Source organism: Pseudarthrobacter sp. WHRI 8279 (assembly GCF_040224115.2).
Lineage (GTDB): Bacteria > Actinomycetota > Actinomycetes > Actinomycetales > Micrococcaceae > Arthrobacter.
Genome location: NZ_CP168162.1, coordinates 3,643,205 through 3,658,531 on the forward strand (window position 1 = coordinate 3,643,205; position 15,327 = coordinate 3,658,531).

General features: G+C 66.0%; 14 protein-coding genes. 10 read left to right on the top strand and 4 right to left on the bottom strand.

What is annotated here, in order from left to right:
- The 3 genes from purU to ABRP28_RS16720 all read left to right on the top strand — a co-directional run bounded on the left by purU (position 1) and on the right by ABRP28_RS16720 (position 3,886).
- The gene (purU, locus tag ABRP28_RS16710; RefSeq protein WP_231457876.1) at positions 1–939 is read left to right on the top strand and encodes a formyltetrahydrofolate deformylase; all 939 of its coding nucleotides are present in this window, start codon (positions 1–3) and stop codon (positions 937–939) included.
- 34 nt (positions 940–973) lie between these two features.
- Positions 974–3,481 (top strand): FAD-dependent oxidoreductase, encoded by a 2,508-nt coding sequence (locus tag ABRP28_RS16715; RefSeq protein ID WP_350001437.1) that lies wholly within the window; start codon positions 974–976, stop codon positions 3,479–3,481.
- A 186-nt stretch (positions 3,482–3,667) separates the two neighbouring features.
- A complete protein-coding gene (locus ABRP28_RS16720) occupies positions 3,668–3,886 on the top strand; it encodes a hypothetical protein (RefSeq protein WP_350001436.1) in 219 nt (72 codons plus the stop codon).
- Between the two features lie 103 nt (positions 3,887–3,989).
- On the opposite strand, the gene ABRP28_RS16725 is transcribed toward ABRP28_RS16720, so the two are convergent.
- From ABRP28_RS16725 to ABRP28_RS16735, 3 genes are all read right to left on the bottom strand, one after another.
- Positions 3,990–6,344: an FdhF/YdeP family oxidoreductase gene (locus tag ABRP28_RS16725; RefSeq protein WP_350001434.1), complete on the bottom strand. Its 2,355-nt coding sequence runs from the start codon at positions 6,342–6,344 to the stop codon at positions 3,990–3,992.
- 139 nt (positions 6,345–6,483) lie between these two features.
- Complete coding sequence (locus ABRP28_RS16730; protein ID WP_350001432.1) at positions 6,484–7,104, bottom strand: MBL fold metallo-hydrolase; 621 nt, start codon at positions 7,102–7,104, stop codon at positions 6,484–6,486.
- Positions 7,104–8,189: an S-(hydroxymethyl)mycothiol dehydrogenase gene (locus ABRP28_RS16735; RefSeq protein ID WP_350001431.1), complete on the bottom strand. Its 1,086-nt coding sequence runs from the start codon at positions 8,187–8,189 to the stop codon at positions 7,104–7,106. Before ABRP28_RS16735 ends, ABRP28_RS16730 begins: the two co-directional genes overlap by 1 nt.
- A gap of 500 nt (positions 8,190–8,689) precedes the next feature.
- Here ABRP28_RS16735 and ABRP28_RS16740 point away from each other — a divergent pair, with 500 nt between their 5' ends.
- The 6 genes from ABRP28_RS16740 to ABRP28_RS16765 all read left to right on the top strand — a co-directional run bounded on the left by ABRP28_RS16740 (position 8,690) and on the right by ABRP28_RS16765 (position 14,390).
- Positions 8,690–10,051: an MFS transporter gene (locus ABRP28_RS16740; protein WP_350001429.1), complete on the top strand. Its 1,362-nt coding sequence runs from the start codon at positions 8,690–8,692 to the stop codon at positions 10,049–10,051.
- Positions 10,052–10,114: 63 nt separating this feature from the next.
- On the top strand, positions 10,115–11,380 hold the full coding sequence (locus ABRP28_RS16745; RefSeq protein ID WP_350001428.1) for an aminopeptidase P family protein: 1,266 nt from the start codon (positions 10,115–10,117) through the stop codon (positions 11,378–11,380).
- 89 nt (positions 11,381–11,469) lie between these two features.
- A complete protein-coding gene (locus ABRP28_RS16750) occupies positions 11,470–12,279 on the top strand; it encodes an IclR family transcriptional regulator (protein WP_350001426.1) in 810 nt (269 codons plus the stop codon).
- 9 nt (positions 12,280–12,288) lie between these two features.
- Positions 12,289–13,107: an HAD family hydrolase gene (locus ABRP28_RS16755; protein WP_350001425.1), complete on the top strand. Its 819-nt coding sequence runs from the start codon at positions 12,289–12,291 to the stop codon at positions 13,105–13,107.
- A gap of 176 nt (positions 13,108–13,283) precedes the next feature.
- A complete protein-coding gene (locus ABRP28_RS16760) occupies positions 13,284–13,547 on the top strand; it encodes a hypothetical protein (protein WP_350001423.1) in 264 nt (87 codons plus the stop codon).
- An 84-nt stretch (positions 13,548–13,631) separates the two neighbouring features.
- The gene (locus ABRP28_RS16765; RefSeq protein WP_350001600.1) at positions 13,632–14,390 is read left to right on the top strand and encodes a glycerophosphodiester phosphodiesterase; all 759 of its coding nucleotides are present in this window, start codon (positions 13,632–13,634) and stop codon (positions 14,388–14,390) included.
- 49 nt (positions 14,391–14,439) lie between these two features.
- Here the strand turns inward: ABRP28_RS16765 and ABRP28_RS16770 are convergent, their stop codons facing one another.
- Entirely contained in the window at positions 14,440–14,907 is a 468-nt protein-coding gene (locus ABRP28_RS16770) for a hypothetical protein (RefSeq protein WP_350001421.1), read from the bottom strand.
- A 140-nt stretch (positions 14,908–15,047) separates the two neighbouring features.
- Between ABRP28_RS16770 and ABRP28_RS16775 the strand changes: the two genes are divergently transcribed.
- A complete protein-coding gene (locus tag ABRP28_RS16775; protein WP_231456350.1) occupies positions 15,048–15,314 on the top strand; it encodes a DUF6480 family protein in 267 nt (88 codons plus the stop codon).
- Positions 15,315–15,327 lie beyond the last annotated feature (13 nt).

Consider the following 15,327-nt stretch of genomic DNA (forward strand, 5'->3'; position numbering starts at 1 on the left):
TTGACCATTGTTCTTGAAAGCCGCTCACCTGGCAGTGCGACTGCCGCGGCAGGTGCCGCAACCGCCGCAACCCGCAAGGCCGAATTCGTCCTGACCCTGTCCTGCCCGGACAAGCCAGGCATCGTCAGGGCCGTTACGACGTTCCTGGCTGACCGAGGCTTCGACATCGTGGAGCACAAGCAGTTCGATGACCACGTCAGCGGCAATCTCTACCTCCGTACCGCCTTCACGGCAGGAGCGCCGGCAGACACTGACGTCCCGGACACTGTCGAAGTTCTCACGGAAGCGTTCCAGCCAATCGGCGAGGACTTCGGAATGAACTTCACCATCCACGACGGCAGGCCGCAGCGCCTGCTGGTGATGGTCTCGAAGTTCGGGCACTGCCTCAACGACCTCATCTTCCGGTGGCAGGCCGGCAGCCTTGGCGCCGAAATCGCCGTCGTGGTTTCCAATCATGAAACCCTCCGCCCCATGGCTGAGGCTGCAGGGCTGCCCTTCATCCACGTTCCGGTCACCGCCGAAACCAAGCCCCAGGCCGAAGCCCGGCTGCTGGAGCTGGTGGCGGAGTACGACGCGGACCTCGTTGTCCTGGCCCGCTACATGCAGGTGCTGTCCAACGAGCTCTGCGGAAACCTGCGCGGCCGTGCCATCAACATCCACCACTCGTTCCTGCCCGGCTTCAAGGGTGCCAAGCCGTACCACCAGGCCTACGACCGCGGCGTGAAGCTCGTCGGCGCCACTGCCCACTATGTGACGGCGGACCTGGACGAGGGTCCCATCATCGAGCAGGAGGTCTTCCGCGTGGACCACAGCCTGGATGCGGACGCCCTGGTAACCGTGGGCCGGGACGCGGAAACACAGGCGCTGGCCCGGGCCGTGAAATGGCACTGCCAGCACCGGGTCCTGCTCAACAACACCCGCACCGTCGTCTTCCGCTAACGCGAACACCAAGCCAACAGGAGAAACAACACCCATGAGCTCATCACCACGCGTTGTCATCATCGGCGCCGGCATTGTCGGAACCAACCTTGCCGACGAACTCGCCACCCGGGGCTGGACCAACATCACGGTGGTGGAACAGGGCCCGCTGGAACTTGCCGGCGGCTCCACCTCGCACGCGCCCGGCCTGGTCTTCCAGAACAACCCGTCACGGACCATGACCGAATTCGCCACCTACACGGTGAACAAGCTGCTCGCCCTGAGCAAGGACGGCGAATCCTGCTTCAACCAGGTGGGTGGCCTTGAGCTGGCAACCACCCCCGAGCGCCTGGCCGACCTCAAGCGCAAAATGGGCGTGATGACCTCGTGGGGCGTCGAAAGCCGGATCGTCGACGCTGACGAATGCGAAAAGATCTACCCCCTCCTGAACACCGGAAAGCTCACCGGCGGCCGCGAGGTCCTGGGCGGCCTGCTCATCCCCACCGACGGCCTGGCCCTGGCCGCCCGTGCGGTACAGCTGCTGATGGAGCGCTCCAGCGAGGCGGGCGTAACGTACCAGGGCAACACCACCGTGACCGGCATCGCCCAGGAGGGCGGCAGGGTGACCGGCGTCGAAACCGACAACGGACTGATCCCGGCGGACATCGTGGTGTCATGTGCAGGTTTCTGGGGCCGTGAACTCGGCAAGATGGTGGGGCTGGAAGTCCCGCTGCTGCCGCTGGCCCACCAGTACGCCATCAGCACCCCGCTGCCCGAACTCGAGGGCGACAACGAGCTCCCCAAGGGTGCCAGCAAGCCCATCCTGCGCTACCAGGACAGGGACCTGTACTACCGCGAATGGGGCGATCGCATTGGCATCGGCAGCTACGCCCACCGCCCCATGCCGGTGGACATGTCCGCCCTGCCGAAGGTCTCCGCGGAGGAAATGTCGGACCACCGCATGCCCTCGCGCCTGGAGTTCACCCTGGAAGACTTCCTGCCCGCGTGGGAGGACAGCCAGGACCTGCTGCCGGCGCTGCGCAGTTCCGAAATTCAGGACGGCTTCAACGGCATCTTCTCCTTCACGCCGGACGGCGGCCCGCTCATGGGCGAGGCCCCGGACCTCCAAGGCCTTTTCGTGGCTGAGGCTGTGTGGGTGACGCACTCGGCCGGCGTGGCCAAGGCAATGGCTGAACTGCTGGTGGAAGGCCGGTCCCGCACCGACCTGCACGGCTGCGAGCTCACCCGTTTCGAACAGGTGCAGACCTCCGACGCCTACGTCAGCGAAACGTCCCAGCAGAACTTCGTGGAGATCTACGATGTGATGCACCCGCTGCAGCCCAGGGAATCCCCGCGGGACCTGCGCGTCAGCCCGTTCAACGTCCGGCAGAAGGAGCTCGGGGCCTTCTTCCTGGAGTCCGCCGGCTGGGAGCGCCCGCACTGGTTCGAGGCCAACCGCAGCCTGCTCGAGGAGCTGCCGGCAGAATGGCAGGCACCCGAGCGGGACGAGTGGTCCGCCATGTTCTCTTCCCCCATCTCCGCCGCCGAAGCGTGGAGGACGCGCACCGCCGTCGGACTTTATGACATGACGCCGCTGAAGCGGCTGTCCGTGGTGGGTCCCGGCGCGCAGGCGCTGCTGCACCGGCTCAGCACGGGCAACATTGCCAAGAAGCCGGGTGCCGTGACGTACTGCCTGCTGCTGGAGCACGACGGCGGCATCCGCAGTGACGTGACCGTCGCACGGCTGGCGGAGGAGGACTTCCAGCTGGGCGTCAACAGCAACGTGGACTTCGACTACCTACGGGTGGAGGCCCGGAAGCAGTCGGCCGCGGATCCGGCCCAGTGGGTGCATGTTTCCGACATCACCGGCAGCACCTGCTGCATCGGCTTGTGGGGCCCGCTGGCGCGTGAAGTGATCGGCAAGGTCAGCTCCGACGACCTGACCAACGACGGGCTTAAGTACTTCCGCACCAAGGAAATCTCCGTTGGGGGCATCCCGGTCACCGCCATGCGGCTCTCCTACGTGGGCGAGCTCGGCTGGGAGCTGTACACCACCGCCGAATACGGGCTGAAGCTGTGGGACCTGCTGTTCGAGGCGGGCCGGGAACACGGCATCATCGCCGCCGGCCGCGGCGCGTTCAACAGCATGCGGCTCGAAAAGGGTTACCGGCTGTGGGGCACGGACATGACCTCCGAGCACCACCCGTACCAGTCCGGCCTGGGCTTCTCGGTGGCCAAGGACAAGACAGGGTTCGTGGGTTGTGAGGCTCTTGCTGCCCGCAAGGAACAGCCCGCCACCCGCACGCTGCGCTGCCTGACGGTCGACGACGGAACGTCCATCGTGCTGGGCAAGGAACCTGTGTACGTGGACGGTTCCGCGTCCGGTTACGTCACGAGCGCCGCTTACGGCTACTCCGTGCGGAAGCCGATCGCCTACGCGTGGCTGCCGGCTTCCGTGTCTATCGGTGATTCCGTGGAGATCGAGTACTTCGGGAAACGCATTGCCGCCACGGTCTCGGCCGAGCCGCTGTTCGACCCGGGCATGGAGCGCCTCCGCGGCTAGCGCTTCCTACCCCCCCCCCGCGAGATGGCATTTGACGGCAGTCCCGGCGCGGGACATTGCCATTAAGTGCCATCTCGCGGGTAGATCTGCCGGCTGCGCTCCTGGGTGCCTGGCGGCATAACTGCGCTCCTGGGCGTCTGGCGGCATAACCTTGCCTCGTCCTGCTCCTGGTGCTTGGCTGGAGGGATGGCTGACGAAGAGGTTTCCAAGAACGTTCCTTCAGACGAGCACCTGCGGCAGGATGTCGCACCGGAATCCGGGGGAGAGCCCCAGGAGGCACCGGACAGCGGCTTTACGCCCGGACAGACTAACGCGGGCCAGCAGGTGGGCGGGCTCGCCTCGGCCAGCGGCTACGGCAAGGGCCTGGATCCCGAGGCCGAGCCCGACGGCAACAACCCCGTCTAAGCAGCGGCCCACGGTACAGAAAGCGACAACTACACAAAAGCGACGGCGACCTTCGGCACGTGCCGAAGGTCGCCGTCGTCGTAATGCCTATAAAGCCCTGGAACTATCCCGCCGCGGCAGGCTCCAGTTCTTCGGAAGACTCCTGGCCAGTGGTTTCGGCGAGGTGCGGCACGAAGCGGACGAACATGGCCTTGAAGCCGGGCGTGTTGGATTCCCGGGCCACGTTTTCCTTGTGGACCAGGGCGTTGGCTTCGGGGAAGTACGCGGCGGCGCAGCCTTTGGCGGTGGGGTAGGCCACCAGGCGGAACTTGTCCGCCTGCCGGTCGTGGCCGCGGAAGGTGCTGACCACGTCCACCAGGTCACGGTCCTTGAAGCCCAGTTCCACCAGGTCCTCGGGGTGGACCAGGATGACGCGGCGGCCGCCGGAGATGCCCCGGTACCGGTCGTCCAGGCCGTAGTAGGTGGTGTTGTACTGGTCGTGGCTGCGGATGGTCTGGAGCACCAGGTGCCCGGTGGGCGGGGTGAGGTATTCCAGCGGGCTGACGGTGAAGCGGCCCCGGCCGATGTCGGTCTTGAAGGACCGGGTGTCGCGCGGCGGGTTGGGCAGCACGAACCCGTTCTTGGTCCGGACCCTGGCGTTGAAGTCCTCGAAGCCGGGCAGCACGCGGGAAATGTGGTCCCTGATCACGTCATAGTCCTCGGCCATGGCCTTCCAGTCCACCGCATGGTTGGGGCCGAACGTCGCCTCGGCCATCCGCGCCACGATCACCGGCTCGGCGAGCAGGTGCTCGGAGACCGGGGCCAAGCGGCCCTGGGTGGAGTGGACCACGGACATCGAGTCCTCCACTGAGAGGAACTGGGCGCCGTTGGGGTGCTTGTCATCCTTGTCCGTCCGGCCCAGGGTGGGCAGGATCAGTGAGGTGCGGCCGTGGACAACGTGTGAACGGTTGGGTTTGGTGGAGATGTGCACCGTCAGCCCGATCCGCTGCATGCCGGCTTCCAGGGTCTCGGTGTCTGAGCAGGCCAGGGAGAAGTTGCCGCCCATGGAGACAAAGACGTCCACCTCGTCCCGTTCGAACGCCTCCATCGCCTCCACGGCGTCGTACCCGTGGTGCCGCGGCGAGGTGATCCCGAACTCGGTATCCAGCGCTTCCAGGAGCCATTCCTTGGGCTTTTCCCAGATGCCCATGGTCCGGTCGCCCTGGACGTTGGAGTGCCCGCGGACGGGGCAGGCGCCGGCGCCGGGCTTGCCGAAGTTGCCCTGCAGGAGCAGGACGTTGACCATTTCCTTGATGGTGTCCACCGAGTGAGGCTGCTGCGTTACGCCCAGGGCCCAGCAGAAGATGGTGGCCTTGGAGGCCACCAGCATGGAGGCAACCTTTTCGATCTGTTCCCGGGCCAGCCCCGTGGCCTTTTCGGTTTCGGCCCAGTCCAGCTCCCCGCGGGCATCGCGGTAGGCGGCGAACCCGTCCGTCTGCGCCTCGATGAAGGAATGGTCGACGACGGTTCCCGGGTTCCGCTCTTCCTCCGCCAGGAGCAGGTGGCCCAGGGCCTGGAACAGCGCCAGGTCACCGCCCACCTTGATTTGCAGGTATTCGTCCGCGAGCGGGGTTCCGCCGCCCACCACACCGGAGACGGTCTGGGGATCCTTGAAATTGAACAGGCCTGCCTCGGGCAGCGGGTTGACCGCCACCACCTTGCCGCCCTTGTCCTTGCACTCCTTCAGCGCGGACAGCATCCGCGGATGGTTGGTCCCCGGGTTCTGTCCCACCACGAAGATCAGCTCGGAATCGTGGATGTCATCCAGGGACACCGTGCCCTTGCCGATGCCTATCGTCGGGTTCAGGGCAGAACCGGAGGACTCGTGGCACATGTTGGAGCAGTCCGGCAGGTTGTTGGTACCCAGCGCCCGCGCGAACAGCTGGTACATAAACGCTGTCTCGTTCGCGGTGCGCCCGGAGGTGTAGAAGACGCAGCGGTCGGCCGTGGTGGCCCGCACATGCTCACCGATCAGCTCAAACGCCTCCGCCCACGAGATGGGGGAGTAGTGCGTCTCGCCTGCCCGAATCACTACGGGTTCACTCAGCCGGCCCTGGTTGCCCAGCCAGTATTCGGTCTTCGTGGAGAGTTCGGCGATGGAGTGTTTCGCCCAGAATTCGGCGCCGACGGTCCGGAGGGTGTTCTCCTCGGCCACGGCCTTGGCGCCGTTCTCGCAGAACTCTGCGGTCTTGCGCTTCTTGTCCGATTCCGGCCAGGCGCAGCCGGGGCAGTCGAAACCGCCCCGCTGGTTCAGCCGCAGCAGGGAGTGCGCCGTGCGGGCCACGCCGGCCTGCGCCACGGCGCGTTCCAGTGCGACCATCACGGCCTTCACGCCGGCGGCCTCGGCCTTGGGCTTATGGACTTCGAGGTTGTCCTCGTCAATATCCGCAACGGGGGCGGGCTGCTTACCGAACTTCATTGTTCCAACTTCCTTACCGGCACAGATCTTCCTGGTGCCTGCTTTTACTGCGCTGCGAATGTACTGCTGCCCGCTGCGGCGCCGCGAAGGCGCGCCAGGCAGTCCCGGCGCGCCCCTCGCGAGTTCCTTGTGCCGCCGGCTACTGCGAAACCTTTGCCAGCGTTTCCTTTTCCGCCCCGATGGTGGTGTTGTCGCCGTGGCCGGTGCGGACCACAGTCTCGGGAGGGAGGGTGAGCAGGCGTTCCCGGATCGAGGCCAGGATGGTGGGGTAGTCGCTGTAGGACCGTCCGGTGGCGCCCGGGCCGCCGTTGAACAGTGTGTCCCCGGTGAAGACCGTTGCTTCGCTTTCCAGGTAGAAGCAGGTGGAGCCGGGGGAGTGGCCGGGTGTATGGATGGCCCGCAGGACAGCCCCGCCGACCTCGAACACGTCCCCGTCGTTCAGTTCCCGGTCCGGCTTGGCGTCCGGGTAGACCTGTTCCCAGAGGACCAGGTCCTCGGGGTTCAGGTAGATCGGGGCGCCTACGGCCTCGGCAACCTCACGCGCAGCGCCGATGTGGTCGTTGTGCGCGTGGGTTTGAAGGACGGCAAGGACCTTCCGGCCCCGGACCTGGTTGATGATCGCGGCGGCGTCGTGCGGGGAGTCGATAATCACGCACTCCTCGTCATTGCCTACGATCCAGACGTTGTTGTCCACGTCCCAGGTGCCGCCGTCGAGCGAAAAAGTGCCCGAGGTGACCAGGTTCTCGATGGTGACCGCCATTAGAGCTCCACCACCGAACGCAGCACCTTGCCCGCGTGCATCTTGTCGAAGGCTTCCTCCACCTGGTCGATGGTAATGCGCTCCGAGACGAAGGCATCCAGGTCCAGGTTGCCCTGCTTGTAGTGCGCCACGAGCATGGGGAAGTCTCGGGAGGGCAGGCAGTCCCCGTACCAGGAAGACTTGAGCGAGCCGCCGCGGCCGAAGACGTCCAGCAGCGGCAGTTCCAGCTTCATGTCCGGCGTCGGGACGCCCACCAGGACCACGCGGCCGGCGAGGTCGCGGGCGTAGAACGCTTGCTTGTAGGTTTCGGGACGGCCGACGGCGTCAATCACCACGTCCGCTCCGTTGCCGTTGGTGAGGGCCCGGATGGCCTCGATGGGGTCCTCTTTGCTGGAGTCGATGCCGTGGGTGGCGCCGAGCGACTTGGCCATGTCCACCTTGTTCGCATCGATGTCCACCGCGATGATCGTCGTTGCACCTGCCAGCTTGGCGCCGGCGATCGCGGCGATGCCCACACCGCCGCAGCCAATCACCGCGACGGACTCTCCGCGCTTGACCTCGCCGGTGTTGATGGCAGCGCCGATGCCGGCCATTACGCCGCAGCCCAGCAGCCCGACGGCGGCAGCATCAGCCTCCGGATCCACCTTGGTGCACTGACCGGCGGCAACGAGGGTTTTCTCCGCGAAGGCCCCGATGCCAAGAGCGGGAGAGAGTTCGGTGCCGTCTTCCAGGGTCATTTTCTGGGTGGCGTTGGCGGTGTTGAAGCAGTACTGCGGCTGGCCCTTGGCGCAGGCGCGGCATTCACCGCAGACGGCACGCCAGTTCAGGATCACACGGTCGCCGGGGGCGATGGAGGTAACACCGTCGCCTACGGCGCTGACAACACCGGTGGCTTCATGGCCCAGCAGGAAGGGGAAGTCATCGTTGATGGCGCCCTGCTTATAGTGCAGGTCCGTGTGGCACACCCCGCACGTCAGAATGTCCACGAGGGCCTCGCCCGGGCCCGGATCCGGCACCAAAATGGTCTCCACCGACACCGGAGCGTTCTTTTCCTTGGCGATGACTGCCTTGACTTTATGAACCATGATTCCTGTGTTCCTTTCATTGGCCGGACAAAGATCCCGGCCCGACTACCAAGTCTAGAAGCTGTGGCCTCTCCGGGGACTACCCAAATGGGCGGGTGGCGGGCAACCAGACGGGTGGTCGGGCCACGCGATCTCCTCCAGCCCGTTGCCGCTAATTGCGTAATGCACAACACGATGCGCACAGCGCTTACTCGAAATATGTCAGTCGGCATTGGGGGTGTCAATAGACCGCCCGCGCGTAGGGGGCGTAAAGCGAGAGCACGCCAAGGGGTGATTGGAATACTGATGCAACTCTATTGCATCTGCGACAACTGCAGTGATCCGGTGCGTACGCCGCTCCGAGTGCCGCGCAGGCCTGGGTCCAGTTAGGGCACTGCACACCTCTTACGAAGAACCAGAAAAAGTATCCGCTCCGCAACCATTGACCGTGGCGGCCATCACACCTTAGTCTGTTGCAACAGCGTTGCGCTGAATGCAACCCCAGACACTTTGGTGGATACATGAGTAACGAAACTTCCTCCCCATCCCGCCGCCGCTCCCCGGGCGGCACCCTGAGTGATCCGCGCCCCGCCCCTGCCGACAACGCCGTCAGCAAGGAAACCAGGCGCCGGGTCATCGCTGCCAGCTTCATCGGCAACTTCGTTGAATGGTTCGACTACGCCGTCTACGGCTACCTGGCCGTCACCATCGCAACGGTCTTCTTTCCGGAATCCGATCCGCAAACCGGGCTGCTGCTGACCTTCGCCCTCTTTGCCATCTCGTTCCTGGTACGCCCGCTCGGCGGATTCATCTGGGGCCACATCGGCGACAGGGTGGGCCGGCGGACGGCACTCTCCCTGTCAATCCTCATCATGTCTGGAGCGACGTTCTGCATCGCCCTGATCCCGGGCTATGACACGATCGGCATCTGGGCGCCCGTCCTGCTCCTGATCATCAGGGTGGTCCAGGGCTTCTCTGCCTCCGGCGAATACGCCGGCGCCTCGGCCTTCCTGGTGGAGTACGCCCCCGCCAACCGCCGCGGCCTCTACGCCGCCGTCGTCCCCGCCAGCACCGCCGCCGGCCTGCTCCTCGGTTCGCTCATGGCCGGCCTGCTGACTACCTTGCTCTCCTCCGATGCGATGCAGAGCTGGGGCTGGCGGCTGCCCTTCCTGCTGGCGGCCCCAATGGGCCTGATCGGCCGGTACATCCGGACCAAGCTCGAGGACACCCCCGTGTTCCGGGAACTGGCCGCCGAGGACCACGCCGTCAAGGCCCCTGTGTCCAGCCTCTTCCGCAATCACTGGCGGCAGCTGCTGCAGGCCGTCGGCGCCGTACTGCTCAACGCCGTCGGCTTCTACGTGATCCTCAGCTACATGCCCACCTATCTGTCCTCTGAGCTGGGCCTGGGCGAAACCGAATCCTTCCTGGCCACCACCATCGCCCTGATCACCTACATCGGCTTCATCTTCCTCACCGGCATGCTCTCGGACCGGTACGGGCGCAAGAAGGTGCTGATCAGCGCTTCGGTTGCCTTTATTGTCCTGACCGTCCCGGCCTTCGCACTGCTCGGCACCGGCAACTTCCTGGTCATCGTCCTGGTCCAGATCCTGCTGGGCGCCATGCTCACCCTCAACGACGGCACGCTCCCCAGCTTCCTGGCGGAAATGTTCCCCACCCGGGTCCGTTACAGCGGCTTTGCGGTCAGCTTCAACCTTTCCAACGCCCTGTTCGGCGGCACCGCCCCGTTCATGGCAACGCTCCTCATCGCCGCAACCGCCAGCGACCTGGCACCGGCCTGGTACCTGGTGGCTGCCGCCGTCGTCTCCCTCATCGCAGTGTCCCTCTCCCGGGAAACCTGCAAAGAGCCCCTGCGGCACGAATAGCTTCCCTCCCTAAACCAAACCAACCGCACCTCAAGAAATGCATTAGAGAAAGGCATCGCCACGATGACCATCACCACCGAGAACGCCACCACCAACGCCACCACCGTCGCCGAACTCGAGCGCACCAAGATCCTCAAGAACGGCGAGAAGGTCAGCCTCACGTTCTCCGATACCGAGTTCGAGCGCCGCCTGGCCGGCCTGCGCCGCATCATGGCAGAGAAGGACCTGGACGCCGTCGTCCTCACCAGCTACCACTCCATCAAGTACTACTCCGACTTCCTCTTCACCACCTTCGGACGCTCCTACGGCATGGTGGTCACCAAGGATGACACCGTCACCGTCACCGCCAATATCGACGCCGGCATGCCTTGGCGCCGCAGCTACGGCGACAACATCGTGTACACGGACTGGCGCCGCGACAACTACATCTTCGCGATCCAGGAAGTCCTGCGGACCCGCGGCATCAACCCACGCCGCCTCGGCGTCGAGGACGACTCGCTGCCGCTGGACAACCGCAACAAGATCCAGGCGGCCTTCCCGTCCGCCACCCTGGTGGACGTGGCCCAGGCAGCCATGCGCCAGCGCATGATCAAGTCTGCCGAGGAAATCGAAGTCATCAAGCACGGCGCCCGCATCGGCGACCTCGGCGGCGAAGCCATCCGCAACGCCATCACCGCGGGGATCACCGAGTACGAGGTTGCGCTGATCGGCACCGAGGCCATGGTCCACGAGATCGCCCGGACCTTCCCCGACTCAGAGATCCGCGACACCTGGGTGTGGTTCCAGTCCGGCATCAACACCGACGGTGCCCACAACTGGGCCACCACCCGCAAGATCCAGGAACACGACATCCTGTCCCTGAACTGCTTCCCCATGACGTCCGGCTACTACACGGCGCTGGAGCGGACGCTGTTCTACGGTGAACCGGATGCCCGCTCATTGGAGCTGTGGAACATCAACGTGGAGGTCCACAAGCGCGGCCTGGAGCTGATCAAGCCGGGAGCCGTCTGCAAGGACATCGCCGCTGAGCTCAACGAGATCTACGTGGGTTACGGGCTCCTGGCCAACCGCACGTTCGGCTACGGCCACTCGTTCGGCGTCCTGAGCCACTACTACGGCCGCGAAGCCGGACTCGAACTCCGCGAGGACATCGACACGGTCCTGGAGCCGGGCATGGTGGTCTCCATGGAACCGATGATCACCGTCCTGGACGGCCAGCCGGGCGCCGGCGGCTACCGCGAGCACGACATCCTGGTGGTGGGCGAGGACGGCGCGGAGAACATCACCAAGTTCCCGTTCGGCCCCGAGCACAACATCATCGGCGCCTAATCTCCTCCCTGTGTCAACGAACACCCGGAAGCGGCGCCAACCCCCTGGCGCCGCTTCCGGCCCTCCCTTAGGGAATGATGGGTAGCACCATGACTGCAACAGAACCCGAGACCACAGGCAACGGCGACAGCAAGGGCGCTTCCGTCATCGTCAACGCGATCGCGGTCCTCCGGACCTTCTCGGCGGACGAGCCCCTGCTCGGCGTCACCGAGATCGCCAACCGGGTGGGGCTGCACAAGAGCACGGTCTCGCGGATACTGGCCACCTTCGAGCAGGAGCACCTGGTGGAGCGGGACGCCGAAACGCGGCGGTTCCGGCTTGGGCTGGGACTGATTGCCGTGGCCGGGCCGCTCCTCGCCGAGCTTGAGGAGCGCCGGGTTGCCTATCCCGTACTGCGTGAGCTGTCAGAACAGACCGGCGAAACAAGCGCCCTCATGGTGTGGAGCGGTGATGAATCCATTTGCGTGGAGCAGATCGCCAGCCACCACCAGATCAAGCACACCACGCCGCTGGGAGCCCGGTACAACGACGCCCTCAGCGCCTCCGTCCAGGTCTTCCTGGCCCGCGAACCCGAACCCCGGGTCCGCTCCCTCCTCAGCAGCGGGGCCATCAGCTATCCGGGCCTGGACGACTCCAGCCTGGACGGCTACCTGGTCCGGCTGAAAGATGACATCCGGCGCGGCTGGGCCGTCAACTACGGGGAAACCTCCATCGACGAGGTGGGCCTCGCAGCTCCCGTCTTTGACCACCGGGGCGAGGTGGTGGCCGCCGTCCTGATCCCGGCACCCCGGTTCCGGGTGTCCCAGGACAGGCTGCAGGCGCTGGGGGAGGCCTGCGCCGGGGCCGCAGCGAAGGTCACCGCCCGGCTGGGTGGGAGGGGACGCAGGCCCGCAACGTAGACTGGCAGGATGCGGTTGGTAGCAAGCGACATTGACGGAACGATCCTCGGCCACGACGGAAAAATCAGCGGCCGCACCGTCCGTGCCTTCCACGCCTGCCGGGATGCCGGCGTCGAACTCGTTTTTGTCACCGGGCGCCCGCCGCGCTGGCTGCACCCCCTGCAGGACCAGCTGGGCCATACCGGCACCGTCATCTGCTCCAACGGAGCCGTGGTCTGGGACCTTGAGGCTGACAAGCTGGTTTCCGCCCGGACGCTGACCCTCGATGCGGTCCTGGAAGTCCGCCGCGTCATCAAACGGCTGCGCCCCGCAGCGCTGTTCGCCGCCGAGACGCTCGGCGGGTTCCATCTTGAACCCGGGTTCATCGAAAACGGCTCCAGCGAACTGCTCTCTGAATTCACGCCGGCGCCGCTGGCGGAAACGCTGGTTAAAGACGACGCCGTGGTGAAGTTCCTGGCAATTGTCCGCGAAGGCACCGCCGACGACTTCCTCGCCGAGGTGGCCCCCGCCGTCGAACACCTCGCCTCCGCCACCCATTCCTCACCCGGGGTGTCCATGCTCGAGCTCGCCCTGCCCGGGGTCAACAAGGCCGTCACCCTGGCCGAGTACGCCTCCGCCCTGGGCATCGGTGCCGAGGACGTGGTGGCGTTCGGGGACATGCCCAACGACATCGAGATGCTCCGCTGGGCCGGGCACGGCTACGCCATGGCCAGCGGGCATCCGGAAGCCATCCGCGCGGCCGGGCAGCAGGCGCCGCATTTCGACGACGACGGCGTGGCCCAGGTTCTGGAATCGCGGCTGGCCTCGCTGGGCGTGCGGCTTTCCTGATCCCGGCGCGGGACATTGCCCCGCCCAAGTGCCGCACTTTCTCCCAGGTGCGCTGGACATTGCCCCGTTTTCACAGCTGGCGCTCACCTCACGTTCACCTTCGCTCCCTAACGTTGGGGATGGAGGGCCCAACCCCTCCATCCCGGCTCAAGGGGTAACAGGCTCGAGGGGTAGCAATGGCAAGAAAAACTAAGCTTGGAACCGCTGACGTGCCGCGCCAGGCGGCGCCCGCGCCGCACTGGAAGAAGCTCAGGCAGGGCGACCGCGTCCGCGTCCTCTTCGCTCCCGGCTTCGAGGCCGGCGGTCTGGTTGATGCAGTCACCGCTGACCACTCCGCGGTGTGGATCGATTTCGACGGCGGCCGCGGCCGGACGCTGCTGCACTGCAGCGATGGCGTGGACATCGTTCTTGAAGAAGACGCAGTCACGCACGAGGGCTGACGCTGACCCGGCCTGCTGCGGCAGGGGTACGCTCGCAGTGTGAGCCTTCCGTTCTTTGACCATGCCGCCGCGGACGGGTCCCCGATGCCCATCGCGATGGCGCATCGGGGATTTTCACGTGACGGCCTGGAAAATTCCATGGCCGCGTTCCGCGCCGCCGTCGACCTCGGCTACCGCTACCTCGAAACCGATGTCCACACGACCGCCGACGGGGTAGTGCTCCTCTTCCACGATGAAACGCTGGACCGCGTGACCGACGGCAGCGGAAAGGTGTCCGAGCTCCCCGCCCACGAGGTGGCTAACGCACGGATCGGCGGGCGCGAGCCTATCCCGCGGTGGGACGAACTGCTGGAGGAGTTGCCCGGGGTCCGGCTCAACGTGGACGTCAAGGACTGGAACTCCGTCCGCAGCATCGCGGCCGGAATCGAAAAACACCAGGTGCACCACCGGGTATTGCTGACCAGTTTCTCGGACCGCCGGCGGCGGGCGGTGCTGAAGTTGCTGAGCCAGCCGGTGGCGGCATCGGCCGGTGTGGTGTCGGTGGGCTTGTTCACGCTACTGGGCCGCCTGCTCCCCGGGCCGGTCTTCAGGTGGAGCATGCGCTGGAACCTTCGCGGAGTCCACGCCCTGCAGGTTCCGGTGCGCTATGGCCAGCTGCAGGTGGTGACGCCCGGCTTTGTCCGCCGCGCCCACGCCCTGGGCCTCGTAGTGCACGTCTGGACCATCAACGATCCGGACGAGATGCACCGGCTCCTGGAGCTCGGCGTGGACGGGCTGGTCACCGACCGTGCGGACCTGCTCCGCGGGGTGCTGCTTGAACGCGGAGAGTGGCCGCACGGCTGACGGCGCCGGCGCCAGCCGTGCTGTCTACTCCCCGGATCCCGCGCGGCTGCTAACCGCGGCCGGTGCTGGTGGACGGGTCCTGGTCGCCTTCGGACGGGTCGGCCCGCAATTCGTCAGGGTTGGACTCCGGCAGGCCTCCTGAGCCCGGGACGCCACGCTGGGATGCGGGAGAGCCGCCCGGTGCCTGCGCGCCGCCGGTGAGGCCGCCGTCGTCGTCCTGGCCTGTACTGCTGTTTCCAGCGGCGGCCGGGCCGCCACCCTCACTATCCGGCTCCACGTCCCCGCCAAAGGGGGACTCGGAGACCGGGCCCGGAGCAGCTCCGGTCTTGAGCCCCGGGGCCTTCTGCTTCTCCGCCTCCATGGCATTGGAGCCCTCGCTGATGGAGGAGTGGACCTCCACGTCATCGTTCGGGTCGGTGGGTTCAGGAACATGCGCTGACTCTGTGGGCTTCGATGTCCCCGCCAGATCCTCCATGGCGTTTTCTGCTGCCTTGCCGATGCTGTCGCCGATACCCATGTGACTGCTCCTTCTCACGTCGCGTGCCGGGCGCCCCAGCGGATGCCCGGAGCATTACCCTTCCAGAATTATCAGCATGCTTACAATTAGTCCAGAGCCGGGGCAAGGAACCGCGGCCGGGCAGGAAGGACGCAAGCACCATGAGCAGCTACCATCCCGAAAATGATCCAGCAAACCCGGACCAGCCGGGCAAGACCCCGCCTGCCGATGCCAGGGAAGGCGTGAGCCAGCCAGCTGCCGGCCAGCCCGGCGGCGCCGGTCAGGGCGGGAAAGACTCTGCCGGCTCGTCGAATCCGGATCCCGCCGAGGGCAACATCACTGGGCTGGAACCGGGCGGGGGAGTACCTCCGGGCGAGACGCCTCCGGCGGAAGACCAGATGAGCGGCGACCAGGGGCACAGCGAATAGCACCAGCGGCGGC